This is a genomic window from Sphingomonas sp. PR090111-T3T-6A (assembly GCF_000383095.1).
Classification (GTDB): Bacteria; Pseudomonadota; Alphaproteobacteria; order Sphingomonadales; family Sphingomonadaceae; genus Solisphingomonas.
Window position 1 is genome coordinate 893,978 of record NZ_AORL01000021.1, and the last position, 17,782, is coordinate 911,759.

Here is a 17,782-nt window from a genome sequence, read left to right on the forward strand (position 1 = left end):
ACGCGGCGGCCGGGGCTGCTAGGCGCACGCCGCAATGCTTGCTCTCCTGTCCCCTGCAAAGACGCTTGATTACAAGCGCCCGCTCCCCGACCTCGTCCCCACCGAACCGCGCTTCGCCACCGAGGCCATGGCGATCGCCGCCGACGCGGCGACGCTCACCGAGCGCGACCTGTCGAAGCTGATGTCGATCTCGGCCTCGCTCGCGGAGCTGAACGTCGAGCGCTATCGCGGCTTCGCGGGACTGCCCGAGCGCCCCGCCCTCTTCGCCTTCGCGGGCGACGTCTATACCGGTTTCGAGGCGCGCACGCTCGACGAGGCGGCGATCGATTTCGCGCAGGACCATGTCCGCATCCTCTCCGGGCTCTATGGCCTGCTGCGCCCGCTGGACGCGATCCGTCCCTACCGGCTGGAGATGGGCACGCGCTGGGCGCCGCATTCGGGCGATCTCTATTCCTTCTGGGGGCCGCGCATCTCGGACCTGCTCGCCGAAGACCTGAGGGCGGAGGGTTCCAACGTGATCGTGAACCTCGCCAGCAAGGAATATTGGGGCGCGGTGGAGCGGCATCGCCCCACCGGCGTGGATATCTATACGATCGAGTTCATGGAGGAAGGCCCGGCCGGCCTGCGCTTCAACAGCTTCGCCGCCAAGCGCGCACGCGGCATGATGGCGCGCTACATCAGCGAGCATCGGCTGACCGACGTGGAGGCACTCAAGGGCTTCGACAGCGACGGCTATGCCTATGATCCGGCGGCGTCCGACGAGCAGCGCTGGCGCTTCACCCGACGCTGACCCTCTTCCTCATGGGGAGCGCGAGGCGGCCGGGGAGACGTTCCGGCCGCCTTTTCCGTGCGCCCGGCCGTCCGCCTGCGCGCACGCGTGCGCGCGTGGGGTGGCGTGGAGGCTGTCACTGGTCTAGGAAGGTCCATCGACGCCTATCCGGCGCCGTGACTTAACCATAACAGACCGGACGGACCAACTTGGCCAGCGCCCCGCCGACCATCGAACCCAGCGATATTTCCCCCGTCTCCATCGTCGACGAGATGAAGTCGAGCTATCTCGACTATGCGATGTCGGTGATCGTCAGCCGCGCGCTGCCCGACGTGCGCGACGGCCTGAAGCCCGTGCACCGCCGCATCCTCTACGGCGCGCAGGAAGCCGGCTTCGTCGCGGGTCGCCCCTACCGCAAGTCGGCCCGCCTCGTCGGCGACGTGATGGGTAAATATCACCCGCACGGCGACGCCTCGATCTACGACGCGCTGGCCCGCATGACGCAGGACTGGTCGATGCGGCTGCCGCTGGTCGACGGCCAGGGCAACTTCGGCTCGATGGACCCCGATCCGCCCGCCGCGATGCGTTACACCGAAGCGCGCCTCGCCCGCTCGGCCAACGCGCTGCTGGAGGACATCGACAAGGACACGGTCGACTTCCAGCCCAACTATGACGGTTCCGAGCAGGAGCCGCAGGTGCTGCCCGCGCGCTTCCCGAACCTGCTAGTCAACGGCGCCGGCGGCATCGCGGTCGGCATGGCGACCAACATCCCGCCGCACAATCTCGGCGAGATCATCGCGGCGTGTAAGCTCTTCATCGAGAAGGAAGCGCTCGGCGGCCTGCACGTCACCACCGAAGAGCTGATGGAGATCGTCCCCGGCCCGGACTTCCCGACCGGCGGCCTGATCCTGGGGCAAGGCGGCGCGCGCAACGCGTACAACACCGGGCGCGGCTCGATCATCATGCGCTCGCGCCATGACGTCGAGGAAGGCCGTGGCGACCGCCGTTCGATCGTGCTCACCGAAATCCCCTATCAGGTCGGCAAGTCCGGTCTGGTCGAGAAGATTGCCGAGGCCGCCAAGGAAAAGCGGATCGAGGGCATCTCCGACATCCGCGACGAAAGCTCGCGCGAGGGCGTGCGCATCGTGCTCGACCTCAAGCGCGACGCGACGCCCGAGGTGGTGCTCAACCAGCTCTGGCGGCACACGCCCGCGCAGTCGAGCTTCCCGGCCAACATGCTCGCCATCCGTGGCGGCCGGCCGGAAATCCTCGGCCTCAAGGACATCATCTCGTCCTTCGTGCAGTTCCGCGAAGAGGTCATCACCCGCCGCTCCAAGTACGAGCTGCTCAAGGCCCGCGAGCGCGCGCATATCTTGCTCGGCCTCGTGGTCGCGGTGACGAACCTCGACGAGGTGGTGAAGATCATCCGTGGGTCCGCCTCCCCGGCCGACGCCCGCGCGGCCCTGCTCGCCCGCGAATGGCCGGTGGCGGAAATCGCCCCCTATCTCCGCCTCGTCGAGGCGGTGGAGAAGGAAGCGACCGGCGACACCTATACGCTCTCGGAAATCCAAGTCCGCGCGATCCTCGATCTGCGTCTGCACCGCCTGACGGCGCTCGGCCGCGACGAGATCGGCGACGAGCTCAAGGAACTGGCCGGCTCGATCGCCGAGCTGCTGGAAATCCTCGGCAACCGCGCGCGTCTCTACGAGGTGCTGGTCGAGGAGCTGGACAAGGTCTCGTCCGACTTCGCGACGCCGCGCCGCAGCCAGCTCGTCCCCGCCGGCGACGACATCGATGATGAAGACCTCATCGAGCGCGAGGACATGGTCGTCACCGTCACGCACGGCGGCTACATCAAGCGCACCCCGCTCGAAGCCTTCCGCGCGCAGAAGCGCGGCGGCAAGGGCCGCTCGGGCATGGCGACCAAGGACGAGGACGCCGTCACCAAGCTGTTCGTGACCTCCACGCACACGCCGGTGCTGTTCTTCTCGACCGCCGGCAAGGTCTATCGCATGAAGGTGTGGAAGCTGCCGGAAGGCGCTCCGCAGGCGCGCGGTCGTCCGATGGTGAACCTGCTCCCGCTGGCCGGGGGCGAGACCATCTCCACCGTCCTCCCGCTGCCCGAGGACGAGGCGGAGTGGGGCAAGCTCCACATCCTGTTCGCGACGGCGCATGGCTCGGTCCGCCGCAACTCGATGGAGGCGTTCACGAACGTGCCGACCAACGGCAAGTTCGCGATGCGCTTCGACGAGGACGCGACCGATCATCTGATCGGCGTGGCGCTCTTGACCGAGACGGACGACGTGCTGCTCGCCACCCGCAACGGCAAGGCGATCCGCTTCGCCGCCACCGACGTGCGCGAGTTCCAGAGCCGCCAGTCGACCGGCGTGCGCGGCATCAACCTGCTGGGCGACGACAAGGTGATCTCGCTCTCAATCCTCGGCGGGTTCGAGGCCAGCCCACAGGAGCGCGAGGATTATCTCAAGGCCGCCCCCTGGAAGGAAGGCGACCGCGAGGTGACCCTCAGCCCCGAGCGCATGGCCGAGTTCGAGGCGGCGGAGGAGTTCATCCTCACCGTCACCGCCAACGGCTATGGCAAGCGCACCTCGGCCTATGAATATCGCCAGACCGGCCGGGGTGGTCAGGGCATCACGAACATCGTGACCTCCGATCGCAACGGCCCGGTGGTGTCGAGCTTCCCGGCGCATAATGGCGAGCAGCTCATGCTCGTCACCGATCAGGCGAAGCTGATCCGCACCACCGTCGGCGACATCCGCGTGGCGGGCCGCAACACGCAGGGCGTCACCATCTTCCGCGTGGCGGACGACGAGCATGTCGTCTCGGCTGCCCGCATCGAGGAGAGCGAGGACGAGGCGGAAGCCGATCTCGGCGACGCTCCCGAGATCAATCCGCAGACCGGCGGCGACACCGCCGAGGATCTGGCGGACGGCTCCGAAGCCTGATCTCCAGCCCCGCGTGCCGCCCGTTTCAGGCGGCACGCGGGCTCACTCCAACGCATATCCCCTTCGTTTCGCGCCCGCTTCGCGCACCCGGAAGCCCATCGCCATAATTTCCGTGCCTGATCGCGGAACCGCGCATCCCGGAACGTGTTAACCATATTCTCTCGCGCCGTAACAATCCGCCGTTTCTCCCGGTGGCAAGGTCCGATGATGGGAGGAAACGCGTTCGCGGAGAGATATATTTGGCGTATAATCAAAGAATTAGGAGAAACTCGATGCTCAAATCAGCACGCCAGGTGACCTTGGCTGGCCTCATGGTCGGTGCCTTGGCCCTGAGTGGCTGTGCCACGACGGGCTCCGTCAAGCGCGCGCAGGCCAGTGCCGATCAGGCCAACCAGCACGCCGACGCCGTCGATACCGCCGCCAAGAGTGCGCAAAGCAGCGCCGACGCCGCGGGTGCCGCGGCCCAGCGCGCGCAGACGACCGCCGACAGCGCCACCACGGCGATCCAGGCAAGCACCACTGCCACGCAGGCCACCAACGCGCGCGTCGAGGCGCTCGAAGGCAAGGTGCAGTATCTCCAGCACCGGGTGACGCAGCTCCAGCACAAGCGCACCAAGCACAAGCGCCATCACCGCAGCACGGCTGCGAAGACGCAGGTCTCGCCTGCCGTCGCGGCGGTACAGCATTAATCCGGCATCGGGGGCCGCCGATCGGTGGCTCCCCTTTTTGTCAACCGGCAAACAGGTGCGTCACCTTCGCATCGGGCATCTTCAACGTGATGAGCAATTGCCGGTGGCAATGCGCGGGCTCACGCTCGAAACAGAGCAGCGCGGAGGGCTTCTCCTCCGCCAGTGCGCGCATCTCTTCGGCCGCCACCACCGCCTCGGGCAGGTCGAGCTGGCGGCGATAGATGGTCTCCATCTCCGCATAATGGCCGGAGCGCACCGCCGCCCGCCCTTCCGGCGGCGTTCCCAGCGCCTTCAGATGCACATAGTCGATGCCTTCCTCCCTCAACGCAGAGCGGAGCGGCGTCTTGGAGAAGCCCGGCCGGCGTGACAGCGGCAGCGCACGCACATCGATCACGCGCTCGACGCCCGCTTTCTTGAGGGTGTCCACGAACTCGTCCTGGGTCACGCCTTCATAGCCGATGGTGAAGAGCCTCATGCCACCCCCTGTCGACGGAGTTGCCACGCCGCCAGCAGCGTCGCGCCGCCGCCCAGCAACAGGCTGAGACCCACGAAGATACCCAGCATCTGCACCGCCGGAAACGGGAAGTTGGCGATCAGCAGGAAGGCCAGCAACCAGTCCACCAGGCCGACGAGCAATAGCATGCCCCGCACCGGCCCCGGCCCCGCGACACGCGCGCCGCCGATCTCCACCGCTCCCCGGAAGGCCAGCCACAGCGCCACCGCCAGAGCCAGCGTCGCCGCACCCGCCACCGGGAACAGCAGCAGCAACAGGCCGATCAATGCGGAGGCGCCGCCATGGAGCAGATCGGCCCAGCGCCGATGCAGGCTATGGTTCCGGATACCCATCACGATGCCGGCGATCCCGGCGATGAGCAGCACCCAGCCGAGCAGCACCGCGATCCCCACCGTGGTGAAGCCCGGCGCCGCCAGCACCAGCAAGCCCGCCACGACGAGCAGCGCGCCGCATGCCATGATCCAGCGCCAGCCGTCCGGGTTGGGCTGCCCGTCCCGATATGCCGCCGTCGCCATGCCGATCTCCTTCCGACCCGCCGCCCCATCGATCGAACGACGCCCCGCCGCACCGGTTCCTTCCGGGGCCCGGCTGCGCTATGGGGCCGGCCATGCACGACATTCACATCATCGGCGGCGGTCTCGCCGGTTCCGAAGCCGCATGGCAGCTGGCCGAAGCCGGCTTCAAGGTCCGCCTTTCCGAAATGCGCGGCGTCGAAGGCACGCCCGCGCATCACACCGACAGTCTCGCCGAGCTGGTCTGCTCCAACAGCTTCCGTTCGGACGATGCGGAGAAGAATGCCGTCGGCCTGCTCCACGCCGAGATGCGCGCACTCGGCTCGCTGATCCTGCGCGAAGGCGATGCCCACCGCGTCCCCGCAGGCTCGGCGCTGGCCATGGACCGCGACGGCTTCTCCGCCGGCGTCACCGCCGCGATCGAGAACCATCCGAACATCGAGCTGGTCCGCGAGCGCGTCGACACGCTGCCCGAAGGCCCCGCCATCATCGCCACCGGCCCGCTCACCGCCGCCAGTCTCGCAGGCGCGATCCAGGCGGAGACGGGGCAGGACCAGCTCGCTTTCTTCGATGCCATCGCCCCCATCGTCCATCGCGAGAGCATCGACATGGACGTCTGCTGGTTCCAGTCCCGCTGGAACAAGGGCGACGGCAAGGATTACATCAACTGCCCGATGAACAAGGACGAATACCTCGCCTTCATCGAGGCGCTGAACGACGGCGAGAAGACCGAGTTCAAGGAGTGGGAGAAGAACACGCCCTATTTCGATGGCTGCATGCCGATCGAGGTGATGGCGTCGCGCGGCGTCGATACGCTGCGCCACGGGCCGATGAAGCCTGTCGGCCTCGACGATCCGCGCACCGGGCGCTGGCCCTATGCGGTCGTCCAGCTTCGGCAGGACAATGCTCTGGGCACGCTCTGGAACATCGTCGGCTTCCAGACCAAGCTCAAATATGCCGAGCAGGTGCGCATCTTCCGCATGATCCCCGGCCTCCAGAATGCCGAGTTCGCGCGGCTGGGCGGCCTGCACCGCAACACCTTCATCCGCTCGCCTATCCTGCTCGACGGGACGCTGCGGCTGAAGTCCCGCCCCAACGTCCGCTTCGCAGGCCAGATCACGGGCTGCGAAGGCTATGTGGAATCGGCCGCGATCGGCCTGCTCGCGGGCCGCTTCGCCGCCGCCGAACTGGCGGGACGCACGCTCCCCACCCCGCCCGCGACGACGGCGCTCGGCGCACTGATCGGCCACATCACCGGCGGCGGCGAGGCCGACACCTATCAGCCGATGAACGTCAATTTCGGCCTCTTCCCGCCGCTCGAGAACCTGCCGCGCAAGGCCGATCGCAAGCTCGCCATGACCAGCCGCGCCCGCGAGGCGATGGCCGAATGGCAGGCCGGGATCGCGCCGCAAACGGCCTGACCTCTCGCGCCAACCGGCGGGGCTGCGCGCTCCGCCGGACAGAGCGTCATCCTTCCTCGCCGCCATCCCCATCGGGAGCCGGACGGACCGCCTGCTGCACGGGAGGGCATTTCGGCCGGGGCTTACGCTGCACGCGCGTGGTAGCGAACTCGGCCGCATCGAGGGTGCCGGAGTGATCCGCATCGGCCTTGTCGAACTTGCCGATCGCCTTCGCCGAATATTCCTCGAACGACAGCTTGCCGTCGCCGTTGATGTCGAGCTTGGCGAAGGCCTTGTGACGGCTCAGCAGATATTCGTCGCGGTCGACCTTGCCGTCGCGATTGCGGTCATAGCGATCGAAGCGCTTCTGCTCGCGAGTCTTCTCGCTGGCTTCGGGCGGCTCTGCAACGGTAGCCCCCGGCTCCGCAGCCGCCGACGGCACCAGCGCCGCCACCGCGGCGGGCGGCATCGACACGCCCCCCTCGCGCCGCGCCAGCCCGCTCCAGAGAAAGAACCCCGCCGTCACCAACAACAACGCAGACGCCACGCCCGCCAAATACCGCCCCATCGCCCACTCCCGACGTTCCGGTCCTGTCAGGCGAAGGCTAGGCCGAAACCGGGCCGCGCGGAACCGGGGCTCATGCGGGAGATAGCACCAGACTCGTCAGTGTCCGGTGAGCTGATGCGCGAACACCCGCAGCATCCGCGCCCGACATCCGATTGGCCGCAGCGCATCGGCGCCCCGCTTCACGTCGCCCTGCGCAAGAACGGTCAGCATCCCTAGCGAACGCAGGCGCCGCGGCCAGCCGCCCGCTGCCGCCCGCTCCAGCGGAGCCCGTGCCGCCTCGAGGATACGATCGCCCTGCCCTGCATCGGACAAATGCCGCGCCAGATCGACTAGCGCCCAGCCCTCGCCGGCATCGCTCAGGCGCAGCGCCTCGACACCCAATACGCGTCCGGCCAATGTGAACAGGCGCGCGCCCCGCGCGCGCGCGTGAATCTCCAACGTCTCCGCGTCCAGCGCGGGATCGTCGAGCAACGCCTCCCAGCCTTCCACCATCGTCGAGAGTTCGGCCCCCGAGATCCGGTCTGGCCGCAGCGCCGCGGCGGCTGCAAGCAACGGCTCGGCAGGCGGCGGAGCGGAATCGAGCGCCGCCAGCGCATCGCGCCACCAGACGAGGCGCATCAACCCGATCGTCGTCTCCCGCGTCCGGGCGACAATGCCCCCCAGACGCTCGTCGATGGCGAAAAGCGTGGCGAGACTTTCCTGCGCCAAGCGTGGCGCATGATGAATGGCCAGTTGCCGCTCAGGATGCGTGATGTCGGAATGCATCGTCATGCCGCCTCCTGACCAAGTCGCCACTCAATAGCAAACAGGTCGTTAACCATACCAATGAACCGCACCTTGAGCCCACCTGATGGAAAGCGGCCCAATGGGTTGGGGCACATGCGCGGTGGACGACGGAATGGCAAACGAAAAGCTCAGACAGGCACGAAAGCTGACCGGTTTCCTGAGCCGTCTGCGGAAGGACGCGCGAGGGAACACGCTCGCGCTCGTCGCCGCCGCCATGATCCCGCTGATCGCGCTGGTCGGCAGCGGCATCGACATCAGCCGCATGTATCTGGTGAAGTCGCGCCTGCAACAGGCCTGCGACGCGGGCGCACTCGCCGGCCGCAAGCAGATGGGCGGTGGCGTGTGGAATCAGACGACCGCGCCCACCCCCAACACCGTTGCTACGCAGTTTTTCAGCGGTAATTTCAAGAACGGCGCATACGGGACGAACAGCCTCGCTTATTCCTTCAGTGAGAGCAGCGGTGACGTGCAAGGCACCGCTTCGGTTGTCGTACCGATGACGATGATGAAGTTCTTCAGGATCGCCGATCAAACGATGGCCGTCACCTGCGACGCGCAGATGCAAATTCCGAATACCGATGTCATGTTCGTTCTCGATATCACTGGATCAATGGACTCTGCCCCCGACGGAACAAATTGCCACAGTGGATCTGGCTGCAAAATTGCAATTCTAAAAAACGCAGTAAAATGCTTTTACGAATCTGTTGCACAATACATCATATCAAACGCCAATTGCGAAACATCTCCATCAAATCAAGGTGTCAGCAATTCGCAAATAAGATTCGGCTTTGTTCCGTATAACACTAATGTCAATATTAGCGACCTAAGTTTACCGAATAGCTATTTCGCGGACAGCTGGGACTATCAATCCCGCGAAATAAGCTGGACGACCCCGACTCAAACATCCGGAAGCTGCAACAACGTCCCATCCAATACAAATTCCACACACTATACAACTCAAGGGACCGGCAGCAATTGCAAGGTTTACAAGAGCACCGCTCAGTGGTGGTATCATAAACGCACAATCCCGCTCACAGATTTGAAGGGTCCATCCACTCTCAATGGTAGTTTTACGCTTCCCATCGGTAATAATTATAGCAATGCAACCATTTCATGGAATGGATGCCTAGAAGAGGCAAAAACCGTTTCCCAGAGTTCCTATTCACCAATCCCTTCTAGCGCTTATGATCTGAATATAGACTTGATTCCCAGTCAGAGCGACAGTAAATCACTGTGGGCTCCATCTTTGCCCCAAGCCGTCTATCTGCGCGAGGATAGCAGCTCCAATCCGACCCTTAATGATGTATATACAACCAGCAACGAGCCTAATGCGGCATCGTCCGCGTCCTGCCCAACCAAAGCCAAAAAACTTGCCTCATGGAGCGCAGCGGACTTCCAGAGTTACGTAGATAGTCTCAGCCCAGGAGGAAACACATATCATGACATCGGCATGATATGGGGTGGAAGGCTTCTGTCTCCCAAGGGAATATTTAAGAATGACAACGAAAAAGCGAACAACGGCGGAGAAATACAGCGCCACATGATATTCATGACCGACGGTGACGCCCAAGCATATCCTTGCGATTATACCGCTTATGGCGTCTCTTGGTATGATCGGCGCACAACCTCTGATGTCGGATCGGCATCAAAGTGCTCAAAAGAATATCAAGCGCTCGATGATCAGGTTAATTCCAGACTCGCCGCTCTATGCACCGCAGTTAAGAACGAGCCCGGAACCACACTTTGGGTCATTTCATTTGGCGGCGTCGGAATTTCAACAGATACCAAGAATCGACTGACATCCTGCGCAACGGATGCCAATCATTATTTTGATGCTACAGACAAGGACAGCCTCAACAATGCGTTCAAACTCATCGCCGCGCAGATCACGCAGCTGAGGCTCACCAAATGAGCCTCGGCACCGTATACAAGCGTCGCCCCGCAAAGGCCGCCGCATGGTCGTGGCGCTCCGACGCAGGCGTAACAGCGATCGAGTTCGCGCTCGCCGCGCCGGTGCTCTTCCTGCTGCTCTTCGGGTTGTTCGACGCGCTGTTCAATCTCTACATGGTGTCGACGCTGCAAGGTGTCGTGCAGAAAGCCGCGCGTGACTCCACGTTGCAGGACTATAGCACGCCGACCGGTCAGGCAACGCTGGATGCGGCGGTGACGGCACAGGTCCACCGGCTGCTGCCCTCCGCGAACGTGCCGACACCGACGCGGCAATCCTTCCACACCTATGCCGACGCCGCCGCGCAGAAGGCCGAGCCGTGGACCGACACCGATCATGACGGCACCTGCGACAATGGCGAGCCCTATACCGATCTCAACAGCAACGGCAGTTGGGACTCCAATGGCGCGAACACCGGCAGCGGCGGCGCCAAGGACAGGACCATCTATACGGTGACCGTCACCTATCCGCGCCTCTTCCCCCTCGCGAAGATGATCGGACTTTCGAGCACCGTCACCCTCAAGGCCACCACCGTGCTCGAGAACCAGCCTTATGCCGACCAAAACCTAGTCGGCACCAAAATCCTGAACTGCTCCTGAGGTGCGCCGGATGACCCGACTCCTCCCTTCCTTCGCCCGTCGCCTGGCACGGGATGCCAGTGCGGTGGCGATGACGGAGCTTGCCTTTGCCCTGCCGGTCGTCCTGTTCCTGGGAATGACCGGCGCGGAATTCGTCAACTACACGACGGCCAAGATGCGCGTCAGCCAGCTCGCGCTTCAGGTGGCCGACAATGCCTCGCGCATGGGCGAAGGCACGGTCGCCGGCCCCAAGACGATCAGCGAGACGGACATCAACGACGTGTTCACCGGTGCCCAGCTTCAGGCCGGGGGGTTGAACGCGCAGGCCAATGCGCGGATCGTCCTGTCCGATCTCGAAATCGATACGGCGCACTCCACGGCGACCCAGACGAAATACAAGATCGTCTGGCAACGCTGCTACGGATCGCAGACGAGCCACGCATCACTCTACGGCAAGAGCGGCGACAATAATCTCGCCGGCATCGGCCCTGCCGGTCAGCAGGTGACGGCGCAAAGCGGCAACGCGACGATGTTCGTCGAGGTCTATTATGTCTATCAGCCGCTGTTCAGCTCGAAATTCTCGCTGATGCCGACCAGGACCTTCGACGAGGTCGCCTCGATGGCCGTGCGCGATCAGCGCGACCTCAGCCAGATCTACAACGCCGAAGGCGCCACCGCCTCCAGTTGCCCATGAAAAAGGGCGCCGCATCGCTGCGGCGCCCTTCCCATTCGGCTTTGCCCGCCGAAGGTCAGCGATAGCAAACCTTCTTCGCGGCCGCGATCACGTCGTCCACCTTGATCAGCGCGAGCTTCTCGAGGTTCGCGGCGTAGGGCAGCGGCACGTCGACGTTGGTGACGCGCAGCACCGGGGCGTCGAGATCGTCGAAGCCCTTCTCCATCACCACGGCGGCGATTTCCGACGCGATCGAGCAGGTCGGCCAGCCTTCTTCCACCACCACCAGGCGGTTGGTCTTGGCGAGCGACTTCAGCACCGTCTCGGTGTCGAGCGGGCGCAGGGTGCGCAGGTCGATCACCTCGGCGTCGATGCCCTCTTCCGCGAGCTTCACCGCCGCTTCGAGCGCGACGCCCACGCCGATCGAGTAGCTGACCAGCGTCACGTCCTTGCCCTCGCGGGCGACGCGCGCCTTGCCGATCGGCAGGACGAAATCGTCGAGCTTCGGCACCTCGAAGCTCTGCCCGTAGAGCAGCTCATTCTCGAGGAACACGACCGGGTCCTCGCTGCGGATCGCAGCCTTGAGCAGGCCCTTGGCGTCCGCCGCGCTGTAGGGCGCGATCACGATCAGGCCCGGCACCGCGGCATACCACGGGCCATAGTTCTGCGAGTGCTGCGCGCCCACGCGGGCGGCCGCGCCGTTCGGGCCACGGAACACGATCGGCGCGCGCATCTGGCCGCCGGACATATAGTTGGTCTTGGCGGCCGAGTTGATGATGTGGTCGATCGCCTGCATGGCGAAGTTGAACGTCATGAACTCGACGATCGGGCGCAGACCCGCCATCGCCGCGCCGGTGCCGACGCCGGCGAAGCCGTACTCGGTGATCGGCGTATCGATCACGCGGCGATCGCCGAACTCGTCGAGCAGGCCCTGGGTCACCTTGTAGGCGCCCTGATACTGCGCGACTTCCTCGCCCATCACGAACACGCGGTCGTCCGCGCGCATTTCCTCGGCCATGGCGTCGCGGAGCGCTTCGCGGACGGTCATCTTGACCATCTCGGTGCCGGCCGGGATTTCCGGGTCGCGAGCATCGACACCGGCCTTCTCGGCCTTGGCGACGTCGGCGACGAGCTCGCGCGCGGCGGTCTCCATCTGGTGCGGCGTGGCGGTGTCGGCGACCGGCTCAGCCTTGGGAGCCGGAGCGGCAGCGGCGGCGGAGGACGCATCCTCGCCCTCGCCGGCGAGCAGCGCGATCGCGACGCCCACCTTCACATTGTCCGTGCCCTCGGGGACCAGGATCTTGGCGATCGTGCCCTCGTCGACGGCCTCGAACTCCATCGTGGCCTTGTCGGTCTCGATCTCGGCGAGGATGTCACCGGAACGGACCTCATCGCCTTCCTTCACCAGCCACTTGGCCAGCGTGCCCTCTTCCATCGTCGGGGAGAGCGCGGGCATCTTCAGTTCGATCGCCATCTCAGTAGGTTCCCACCAGCACGTCGGTGTAAAGCTCGGCCGGATCGGGCTCCGGCGACTGCTCTGCGAAATCGGCCGCCTCGGCGACCTTCTGGCGGATGTCCTTGTCGATCGCCTTCAGCTCCTCGGCGGTGACGCCCATGGCCTCCAGCTCGCGCACGGCGTGATCGATGCAGTCGGACGTGTCCTTCATCGCCTGCACCTCCTCGCGGGTACGGTACTTGGCGGGGTCGGACATCGAATGGCCGCGATAGCGATAGGTCTTGAGCTCCATCACGATGGGGCCCTTGCCGGCGCGGACCCACTTCAGGGCTTCCTCGATCGCGCCGCGCACGGCGAGCACGTCCATGCCGTCGACCTGCATGCCCGGCACGCGGAAGCTCTCGCCGCGGCGATAGAGCTGATCCTCGGAAGCCGCGCGGTTGACCGCGGTGCCCATGGCGTAGCCGTTGTTCTCGATCACGAAGATGATCGGGAGCTTCCACAGCTCGGCCATGTTCAGGCTCTCATAGACCTGACCCTGGTTGGCCGCGCCGTCGCCGAAATAAGCGAGGCAGACGCCGCCGTCGTTGCTGTACTTGTGCTTGAACGCGAGGCCAGCGCCGAGGCTGACCTGCGCGCCGACGATGCCGTGGCCGCCGTAGAACTTATGCTCCACGGAGAACATGTGCATCGAGCCGCCCTTGCCCTTCGAGATACCCGCCTGGCGTCCCGTCAGCTCGGCCATGATGACCTTGGGATCGATGCCATAGGCCAGCATGTGGCCATGGTCGCGATAGCCCGTGATAACGCTGTCCTTCTCGTTATCGAGCGCGGACTGCAAGCCGACGGCGACGGCCTCCTGGCCGATGTAGAGATGGCAGAAGCCGCCGATCAGGCCGAGACCGTAAAGCTGGCCGGCCCGCTCCTCGAAGCGGCGGATCAGCGTCATCTGACGGTAGAATTCGAGCAGCTCCTCCTTCGACGCCTCATAGCGCTTCGGCTCGGCCGGGCGCTCGCGGTTGGAGGTGGGAACGGGATCGGCCTTGGGCGAGGTCGCCCCGGCGCTCTTCGTTTGCGGTCTCGCCAAGAGTCAGGCCCTTCGGTTGGCGTTGTGGTGGGGGCGATATAGGCGCCCGAATGCCGATTCCGCAACGGCAAGCCATGCGGTTTCGAGATGACGTGAACGTCAGGGGGTCGGGATGATCACTTCATCCGGCCGGGCGAGGCCCATATCGCGGCGCACCAGCTCGTCCGCCATGTCGGGATCGACATGCTTGGCATCGAGAAGGGCGACGCGATGAGCCAGCACGGCGCGCTGCGCCTCGACCTGCTTGAGAACCGCCTGACGCTGGGCAAGCTGCTGCTTGTAGTCGCCAAGTGCCAGCAGGCCGTTCGGGCCCGCGATGGCGTAGCCGGCAAAATTGCCGATCACGAGCAACGCGAGCGCCGGAGCGGCCGCCGCGCGAATGATCGAGATGGATCGCCCCCTACGCATAGCTGGGCATTATCTCGGTAAACGCGCCGCGACTCAAGAGATTTCAGGCGATTTTGCCCGAAAAAGCAGCCTTGCCCGCATAGCGCGCCGAGCTGCCCAGCTCCTCCTCGATGCGGATGAGCTGGTTGTACTTGGCGAGCCGGTCCGAACGGGCCAGCGAGCCGGTCTTGATCTGGCCGCAGTTGGTGGCAACGGCGAGGTCGGCGATGGTGCTGTCCTCGGTCTCGCCCGAACGGTGCGACATGACGGCGGTGTAGCCCGCGCGCTGCGCCATCGACACGGCTTCCAGCGTCTCGGAGAGCGTGCCGATCTGGTTGACCTTCACCAGCAGCGAGTTGGCGACGCCGGCCTCGATGCCGCGCGCCAGACGCTTCGGATTGGTGACGAACAGGTCGTCGCCGACGAGCTGGATCTTGTCCCCGGCCAGATCGGTGAGCGTCTTCCAGCCGGCCCAGTCGTCCTCGGCCATGCCGTCCTCGATCGACCAGATCGGGTAGCGCTGGGCGAGATCGGCGAGGTAGGCCGCCATCTCGTCCGGCGAGAGGGTCTTGCCCTCGCCCGCCATGACGTACTTGCCGTCCTTGAAGAACTCGGTCGAGGCGCAGTCGAGCGCGATCGCCACCTGCTCGCCCGGCTTGTAGCCCGCCTTCTCGATCGACTTCATGATGAAGTCGAGCGCATCGGTGGTCGAGCCGATGTTGGGCGCGAAGCCGCCCTCGTCGCCCACCGAGGTGGAGAGGCCGGCGTCGTGCAGGCCCTTCTTCAGCGTGTGGAAAATCTCCGCGCCCCAGCGCACCGCGTCCTTCAGCGTGTCCGCGCCGTGGGGGACGATCATGAACTCCTGGAAGTCGATCGGGTTGTCGGCATGCTCGCCGCCGTTGATGATGTTCATCATCGGCACCGGCAGCACGTTCGCCTGCACGCCGCCGATATAGCGATAGAGCGGCAGGCCACGGCTCTCCGCCGCCGCCTTGGCGACCGCGAGGCTGACGCCGAGGATCGCATTGGCGCCGAGGCGCGACTTGTTCTCGGTGCCGTCCAGCTCGATCATCGCGGCGTCGATCTCGGACTGCTCCTCCGCCTCGAAATCGACGATGGCGTCGGTGATCTCGCCGTTCACGGCCTCGATCGCCTGCTGCACGCCCTTGCCGAGATAGCGGCTCTTGTCGCCGTCGCGCTTCTCGACCGCCTCATGGGCACCCGTGGACGCGCCCGAGGGAACGGCGGCGCGGCCGAAGCTGCCGTCGTCCAGCGTGACGTCGACCTCGACGGTCGGGTTGCCACGGCTGTCGAGGATTTCGCGGGCGTGGACGTCGATGATGGCGGTCATGGAGATGGCTCCTCCGGCAAGGGGGTAATGATTGGTCGCGCAGGCTGTTAGCGGCGCAATATGACGGTGGCAATCGGCTCGGCCGGACGCAATCGACGGAACCCCGGCAAGAGACGGCTGGTTTTGATCCCGTTGGCGCGGCTATGATCGCGCGCGTAACGAATGAGGTTCGCCATGGCCGACACGCTTCCCGAAGGCACCGATCACGTCATTCCCGGCGCCGGCAGCAACAATACGCGCGACAAGCTCAAGGCCGATGCGGCCGAACTGCGGGATCGCGCGACCAGCCGCGCCGCCGAGCTGAAGAGCCAGGCCGCCGACAAGGCGCGCGACTATGCGGAGGAGGGCAAGGCCCGCGCCGCGAGCGGCCTCGAATCGGTCGCGAAGATGATCGGCGACAGCGCCGCGCAGATCGACGAGAAGCTGGGCAACGCCTATGGCGACTATGCCCGCCGCGCGGCCGATGCGGTGTCCGGCTTCTCGGGCTCGCTTCGCGACAAGGAGGTCGATGAGCTGGTCGACGAGGCGCGCGATCTCGTCCGCCGTTCCCCTGCCCTCGCCATCGGCGCTGCGGCAGCGGCCGGCTTCGTCATCGCCCGGCTCATCAAGGCCAGCAGCGAGGCGCTGGACGAAACCGCGAAGGCGGCCGAGCCCAAGGCCAAGACCGAAGAGGAGGAGATCGCCGCCGACATCTCCGAGAGCGCCCGCAAGGCGCCCTCCGCCAAGCGCAAGTCGCGCGACTCCTGATCCCGGCGGAGGGGGGCGATGCTCGGCCTGCCGGGGCTGATCGGACAGTTGTTCGAAGATGCGCTTGCGCTCGCGCGGGCAGAGGTCCGGCTGGCCAAGAGCCGGGCCTACGACATCCTGCGGCGATCGCGCACGGCGCTGCTGCTGCTGGGCTGCGCGCTGATGCTGGTGCAGGGGGCCATCGTCGCGCTGATGATGGGTTTCGTGCTGGCACTGGCGCCGATCGTCGGGCCTGCCTGGGCGGGCGTTATCCTGCTGGTCGCGGCGCTGCTGGTGGCGGGGCTGCTCGCCTGGGCGGCCATCCACCATATCGCAGGCCCGCGCGAGAAGGCGGCCCCCACCGAGGCCCTGCCATGAGCGCGCTTGGCCGCCTGTTCGCCGGGATCAACGATCTCGACGCCGCCAAGGCCGACGCCCGCGCCGCCCGCGCCCGGCTGCTCGGCACCGTGCAGGAGATCCAGACGCGCATGACGCCGGCCAACCTGCTCGATGAGGCGATGGCCGCCGCCCGCGCCCGCTCGGCCGAGATGGTGGAGAATGCCGGCCGCGCCGCGCGCGATCGCCCCGCCACGGTGGCCGCGACGGTGGCCGGGATCGGGCTGCTGCTCGCCCGCAAGCCCCTCCTCCGGCTCGGCGCCAGACTCTTGCATCGGGGCGAGGAAACCCCCGATGCCGATCACCAGTTTAGCTCCTGAGGGCGCGGGGACGCCCGCGTCGTCCAGTATCGAAAGGACAGGCCCATGACCGCGACGCCCGACAAAGACGGCCCTGCCGCTGGCGCGGAAAACGCCCGCAAGGCGATCCGCGACGGCATCGACACCGCCCGCACGCAGGTGAACGAAACCGCCCGCGGCGCCTATGCCCGCACCAGGGACGGCATCGATCAGGCGCGTGGCGCCGTGTCGGATGCCTATGCCGCCGGTCGCGACCGCGCGACCGACGCCTATGCGTCTGCGCGCGAGAAAGCCCGTTCCGCGGGACGTTCGGCGGCCGACACGCTCGACGCCAACCCGATGGCCGCGATGCTCGGCGGGATCGCGCTCGGCGCGGCGATCGGCGCCCTCCTGCCGCGCACCCAGCGCGAGTCGAAGGTGCTCGGCGCCGTCGGCGAGAAGCTGCACGGCGCGGCCCATGAGGCGACCGAAGCCGCCAAGGCCGCCGGCCGCGACAAGCTGGCCGAACTCGGCATCAGTCAGGACAAGGCCCGCGAGTTGATGAAGACGCTCCTCGACGGGCTGATCGCAACGGTCGGCACCGCTGGCACCGCCGCCGTCGACAGCGCGCGCAAGGCGGGTGGCGGGGCCGACAAGGCCAAATCCTGATCCCTTTCCCTCTTCGGCACAGGCTGCGTTCA

The 17,782-nt window shown here is 65.9% G+C and carries 20 protein-coding genes; 11 read left to right on the forward strand and 9 right to left on the reverse strand.

The annotated features are described in order from the left end of the window. Positions 1 to 34: 34 nt before the first annotated feature. The 3 genes from yaaA (at position 35) to ST3T6A_RS22160 (ending at position 4,421) form a co-directional block, all read left to right on the forward strand. Complete coding sequence (gene yaaA / locus ST3T6A_RS0114305; protein WP_019833626.1) at positions 35 to 790, forward strand: peroxide stress protein YaaA; 756 nt, start codon at positions 35 to 37, stop codon at positions 788 to 790. A gap of 188 nt (positions 791 to 978) precedes the next feature. Further along, on the forward strand, positions 979 to 3,732 hold the full coding sequence (gene gyrA, locus ST3T6A_RS0114310) for a DNA gyrase subunit A (RefSeq protein WP_019833627.1): 2,754 nt from the start codon (positions 979 to 981) through the stop codon (positions 3,730 to 3,732). Between the two features lie 272 nt (positions 3,733 to 4,004). After that, positions 4,005 to 4,421: a hypothetical protein gene (locus tag ST3T6A_RS22160; protein ID WP_019833628.1), complete on the forward strand. Its 417-nt coding sequence runs from the start codon at positions 4,005 to 4,007 to the stop codon at positions 4,419 to 4,421. Positions 4,422 to 4,461: 40 nt separating this feature from the next. Here the strand turns inward: ST3T6A_RS22160 and ST3T6A_RS0114320 are convergent, their stop codons facing one another. Further along, a complete protein-coding gene (locus tag ST3T6A_RS0114320) occupies positions 4,462 to 4,896 on the reverse strand; it encodes a DUF488 domain-containing protein (protein WP_019833629.1) in 435 nt (144 codons plus the stop codon). After that, positions 4,893 to 5,450 (reverse strand): DUF308 domain-containing protein, encoded by a 558-nt coding sequence (locus ST3T6A_RS0114325; protein WP_019833630.1) that lies wholly within the window; start codon positions 5,448 to 5,450, stop codon positions 4,893 to 4,895. Before ST3T6A_RS0114325 ends, ST3T6A_RS0114320 begins: the two co-directional genes overlap by 4 nt. A 92-nt stretch (positions 5,451 to 5,542) precedes the next feature. On the opposite strand from ST3T6A_RS0114325, the gene trmFO reads away from it, so the two are divergent. Then, on the forward strand, positions 5,543 to 6,868 hold the full coding sequence (trmFO, locus tag ST3T6A_RS0114330; protein ID WP_037538778.1) for a methylenetetrahydrofolate--tRNA-(uracil(54)-C(5))-methyltransferase (FADH(2)-oxidizing) TrmFO: 1,326 nt from the start codon (positions 5,543 to 5,545) through the stop codon (positions 6,866 to 6,868). Positions 6,869 to 6,914: 46 nt separating this feature from the next. On the opposite strand, the gene ST3T6A_RS0114335 is transcribed toward trmFO, so the two are convergent. Together ST3T6A_RS0114335 and ST3T6A_RS0114340 are read right to left on the reverse strand one after the other, a co-directional pair. Continuing rightward, on the reverse strand, positions 6,915 to 7,415 hold the full coding sequence (locus ST3T6A_RS0114335) for an EF-hand domain-containing protein (RefSeq protein WP_026359736.1): 501 nt from the start codon (positions 7,413 to 7,415) through the stop codon (positions 6,915 to 6,917). A gap of 96 nt (positions 7,416 to 7,511) precedes the next feature. Then, on the reverse strand, positions 7,512 to 8,186 hold the full coding sequence (locus tag ST3T6A_RS0114340) for a squalene/phytoene synthase family protein (protein WP_019833633.1): 675 nt from the start codon (positions 8,184 to 8,186) through the stop codon (positions 7,512 to 7,514). 115 nt (positions 8,187 to 8,301) lie between these two features. On the opposite strand from ST3T6A_RS0114340, the gene ST3T6A_RS21215 reads away from it, so the two are divergent. From ST3T6A_RS21215 to ST3T6A_RS0114350, 3 genes are read left to right on the forward strand one after another with little or no spacing between them, the layout of a single operon-like run. Then, positions 8,302 to 10,113 carry a TadE/TadG family type IV pilus assembly protein gene (locus ST3T6A_RS21215; protein WP_162140541.1) on the forward strand — a complete coding sequence of 604 codons (1,812 nt, stop codon included), beginning with the start codon at positions 8,302 to 8,304 and terminating at the stop codon, positions 10,111 to 10,113. Then, the gene (locus tag ST3T6A_RS20270) at positions 10,110 to 10,748 is read left to right on the forward strand and encodes a TadE/TadG family type IV pilus assembly protein (protein ID WP_019833634.1); all 639 of its coding nucleotides are present in this window, start codon (positions 10,110 to 10,112) and stop codon (positions 10,746 to 10,748) included. The genes ST3T6A_RS21215 and ST3T6A_RS20270 overlap by 4 nt, the downstream gene beginning before the upstream one ends. Positions 10,749 to 10,758: 10 nt before the next feature. Further along, positions 10,759 to 11,421 (forward strand): TadE/TadG family type IV pilus assembly protein, encoded by a 663-nt coding sequence (locus tag ST3T6A_RS0114350; RefSeq protein WP_026359737.1) that lies wholly within the window; start codon positions 10,759 to 10,761, stop codon positions 11,419 to 11,421. A gap of 55 nt (positions 11,422 to 11,476) precedes the next feature. Here the strand turns inward: ST3T6A_RS0114350 and ST3T6A_RS0114355 are convergent, their stop codons facing one another. The 5 genes from ST3T6A_RS0114355 to ST3T6A_RS22165 form a co-directional block, all read right to left on the reverse strand. Next, complete coding sequence (locus tag ST3T6A_RS0114355) at positions 11,477 to 12,874, reverse strand: pyruvate dehydrogenase complex E1 component subunit beta (protein ID WP_019833636.1); 1,398 nt, start codon at positions 12,872 to 12,874, stop codon at positions 11,477 to 11,479. Between the two features lies 1 nt (position 12,875). After that, positions 12,876 to 13,943, reverse strand: a complete 1,068-nt coding sequence (gene pdhA, locus ST3T6A_RS0114360; protein ID WP_019833637.1) for a pyruvate dehydrogenase (acetyl-transferring) E1 component subunit alpha — start codon at positions 13,941 to 13,943, stop codon at positions 12,876 to 12,878. Positions 13,944 to 14,042: 99 nt separating this feature from the next. Then, entirely contained in the window at positions 14,043 to 14,351 is a 309-nt protein-coding gene (locus tag ST3T6A_RS0114365) for an FtsB family cell division protein (protein ID WP_019833638.1), read from the reverse strand. 43 nt (positions 14,352 to 14,394) lie between these two features. Then, complete coding sequence (eno, locus tag ST3T6A_RS0114370; protein ID WP_019833639.1) at positions 14,395 to 15,681, reverse strand: phosphopyruvate hydratase; 1,287 nt, start codon at positions 15,679 to 15,681, stop codon at positions 14,395 to 14,397. A gap of 47 nt (positions 15,682 to 15,728) precedes the next feature. Continuing rightward, positions 15,729 to 15,857 carry a hypothetical protein gene (locus ST3T6A_RS22165; RefSeq protein WP_268869717.1) on the reverse strand — a complete coding sequence of 43 codons (129 nt, stop codon included), beginning with the start codon at positions 15,855 to 15,857 and terminating at the stop codon, positions 15,729 to 15,731. On the opposite strand from ST3T6A_RS22165, the gene ST3T6A_RS20275 reads away from it, so the two are divergent. From ST3T6A_RS20275 to ST3T6A_RS20920, 4 genes are read left to right on the forward strand one after another with little or no spacing between them, the layout of a single operon-like run. Further along, positions 15,856 to 16,428 (forward strand): hypothetical protein, encoded by a 573-nt coding sequence (locus tag ST3T6A_RS20275; RefSeq protein WP_019833640.1) that lies wholly within the window; start codon positions 15,856 to 15,858, stop codon positions 16,426 to 16,428. The two genes, ST3T6A_RS22165 and ST3T6A_RS20275, sit on opposite strands and share 2 nt — an antisense overlap. A gap of 18 nt (positions 16,429 to 16,446) precedes the next feature. Continuing rightward, positions 16,447 to 16,785 carry a phage holin family protein gene (locus ST3T6A_RS20280; RefSeq protein ID WP_019833641.1) on the forward strand — a complete coding sequence of 113 codons (339 nt, stop codon included), beginning with the start codon at positions 16,447 to 16,449 and terminating at the stop codon, positions 16,783 to 16,785. Next, on the forward strand, positions 16,782 to 17,123 hold the full coding sequence (locus ST3T6A_RS20285; protein ID WP_019833642.1) for a DUF3618 domain-containing protein: 342 nt from the start codon (positions 16,782 to 16,784) through the stop codon (positions 17,121 to 17,123). Before ST3T6A_RS20280 ends, ST3T6A_RS20285 begins: the two co-directional genes overlap by 4 nt. A gap of 45 nt (positions 17,124 to 17,168) precedes the next feature. Next, positions 17,169 to 17,750, forward strand: a complete 582-nt coding sequence (locus tag ST3T6A_RS20920; protein WP_019833643.1) for a hypothetical protein — start codon at positions 17,169 to 17,171, stop codon at positions 17,748 to 17,750. Positions 17,751 to 17,782 lie beyond the last annotated feature (32 nt).

Coding starts and splice junctions, on each gene's coding strand:
- yaaA (WP_019833626.1), top strand. CDS start 35: ATGCTTGCTCTCCTGTCCCCTGCAAAGACGCTTGATTACAAGCGCCCG.
- ST3T6A_RS22160 (WP_019833628.1), top strand. CDS start 4,005: ATGCTCAAATCAGCACGCCAGGTGACCTTGGCTGGCCTCATGGTCGGT.
- ST3T6A_RS0114320 (WP_019833629.1), bottom strand. CDS start 4,896: ATGAGGCTCTTCACCATCGGCTATGAAGGCGTGACCCAGGACGAGTTC.
- ST3T6A_RS0114325 (WP_019833630.1), bottom strand. CDS start 5,450: ATGGCGACGGCGGCATATCGGGACGGGCAGCCCAACCCGGACGGCTGG.
- trmFO (WP_037538778.1), top strand. CDS start 5,543: ATGCACGACATTCACATCATCGGCGGCGGTCTCGCCGGTTCCGAAGCC.
- ST3T6A_RS0114335 (WP_026359736.1), bottom strand. CDS start 7,415: ATGGGGCGGTATTTGGCGGGCGTGGCGTCTGCGTTGTTGTTGGTGACG.
- ST3T6A_RS0114340 (WP_019833633.1), bottom strand. CDS start 8,186: ATGACGATGCATTCCGACATCACGCATCCTGAGCGGCAACTGGCCATT.
- ST3T6A_RS20270 (WP_019833634.1), top strand. CDS start 10,110: ATGAGCCTCGGCACCGTATACAAGCGTCGCCCCGCAAAGGCCGCCGCA.
- ST3T6A_RS0114350 (WP_026359737.1), top strand. CDS start 10,759: ATGACCCGACTCCTCCCTTCCTTCGCCCGTCGCCTGGCACGGGATGCC.
- ST3T6A_RS0114355 (WP_019833636.1), bottom strand. CDS start 12,874: ATGGCGATCGAACTGAAGATGCCCGCGCTCTCCCCGACGATGGAAGAG.
- ST3T6A_RS0114365 (WP_019833638.1), bottom strand. CDS start 14,351: ATGCGTAGGGGGCGATCCATCTCGATCATTCGCGCGGCGGCCGCTCCG.
- eno (WP_019833639.1), bottom strand. CDS start 15,681: ATGACCGCCATCATCGACGTCCACGCCCGCGAAATCCTCGACAGCCGT.
- ST3T6A_RS20275 (WP_019833640.1), top strand. CDS start 15,856: ATGGCCGACACGCTTCCCGAAGGCACCGATCACGTCATTCCCGGCGCC.
- ST3T6A_RS22165 (WP_268869717.1), bottom strand. CDS start 15,857: ATGGCGAACCTCATTCGTTACGCGCGCGATCATAGCCGCGCCAACGGG.
- ST3T6A_RS20280 (WP_019833641.1), top strand. CDS start 16,447: ATGCTCGGCCTGCCGGGGCTGATCGGACAGTTGTTCGAAGATGCGCTT.
- ST3T6A_RS20285 (WP_019833642.1), top strand. CDS start 16,782: ATGAGCGCGCTTGGCCGCCTGTTCGCCGGGATCAACGATCTCGACGCC.
- ST3T6A_RS20920 (WP_019833643.1), top strand. CDS start 17,169: ATGACCGCGACGCCCGACAAAGACGGCCCTGCCGCTGGCGCGGAAAAC.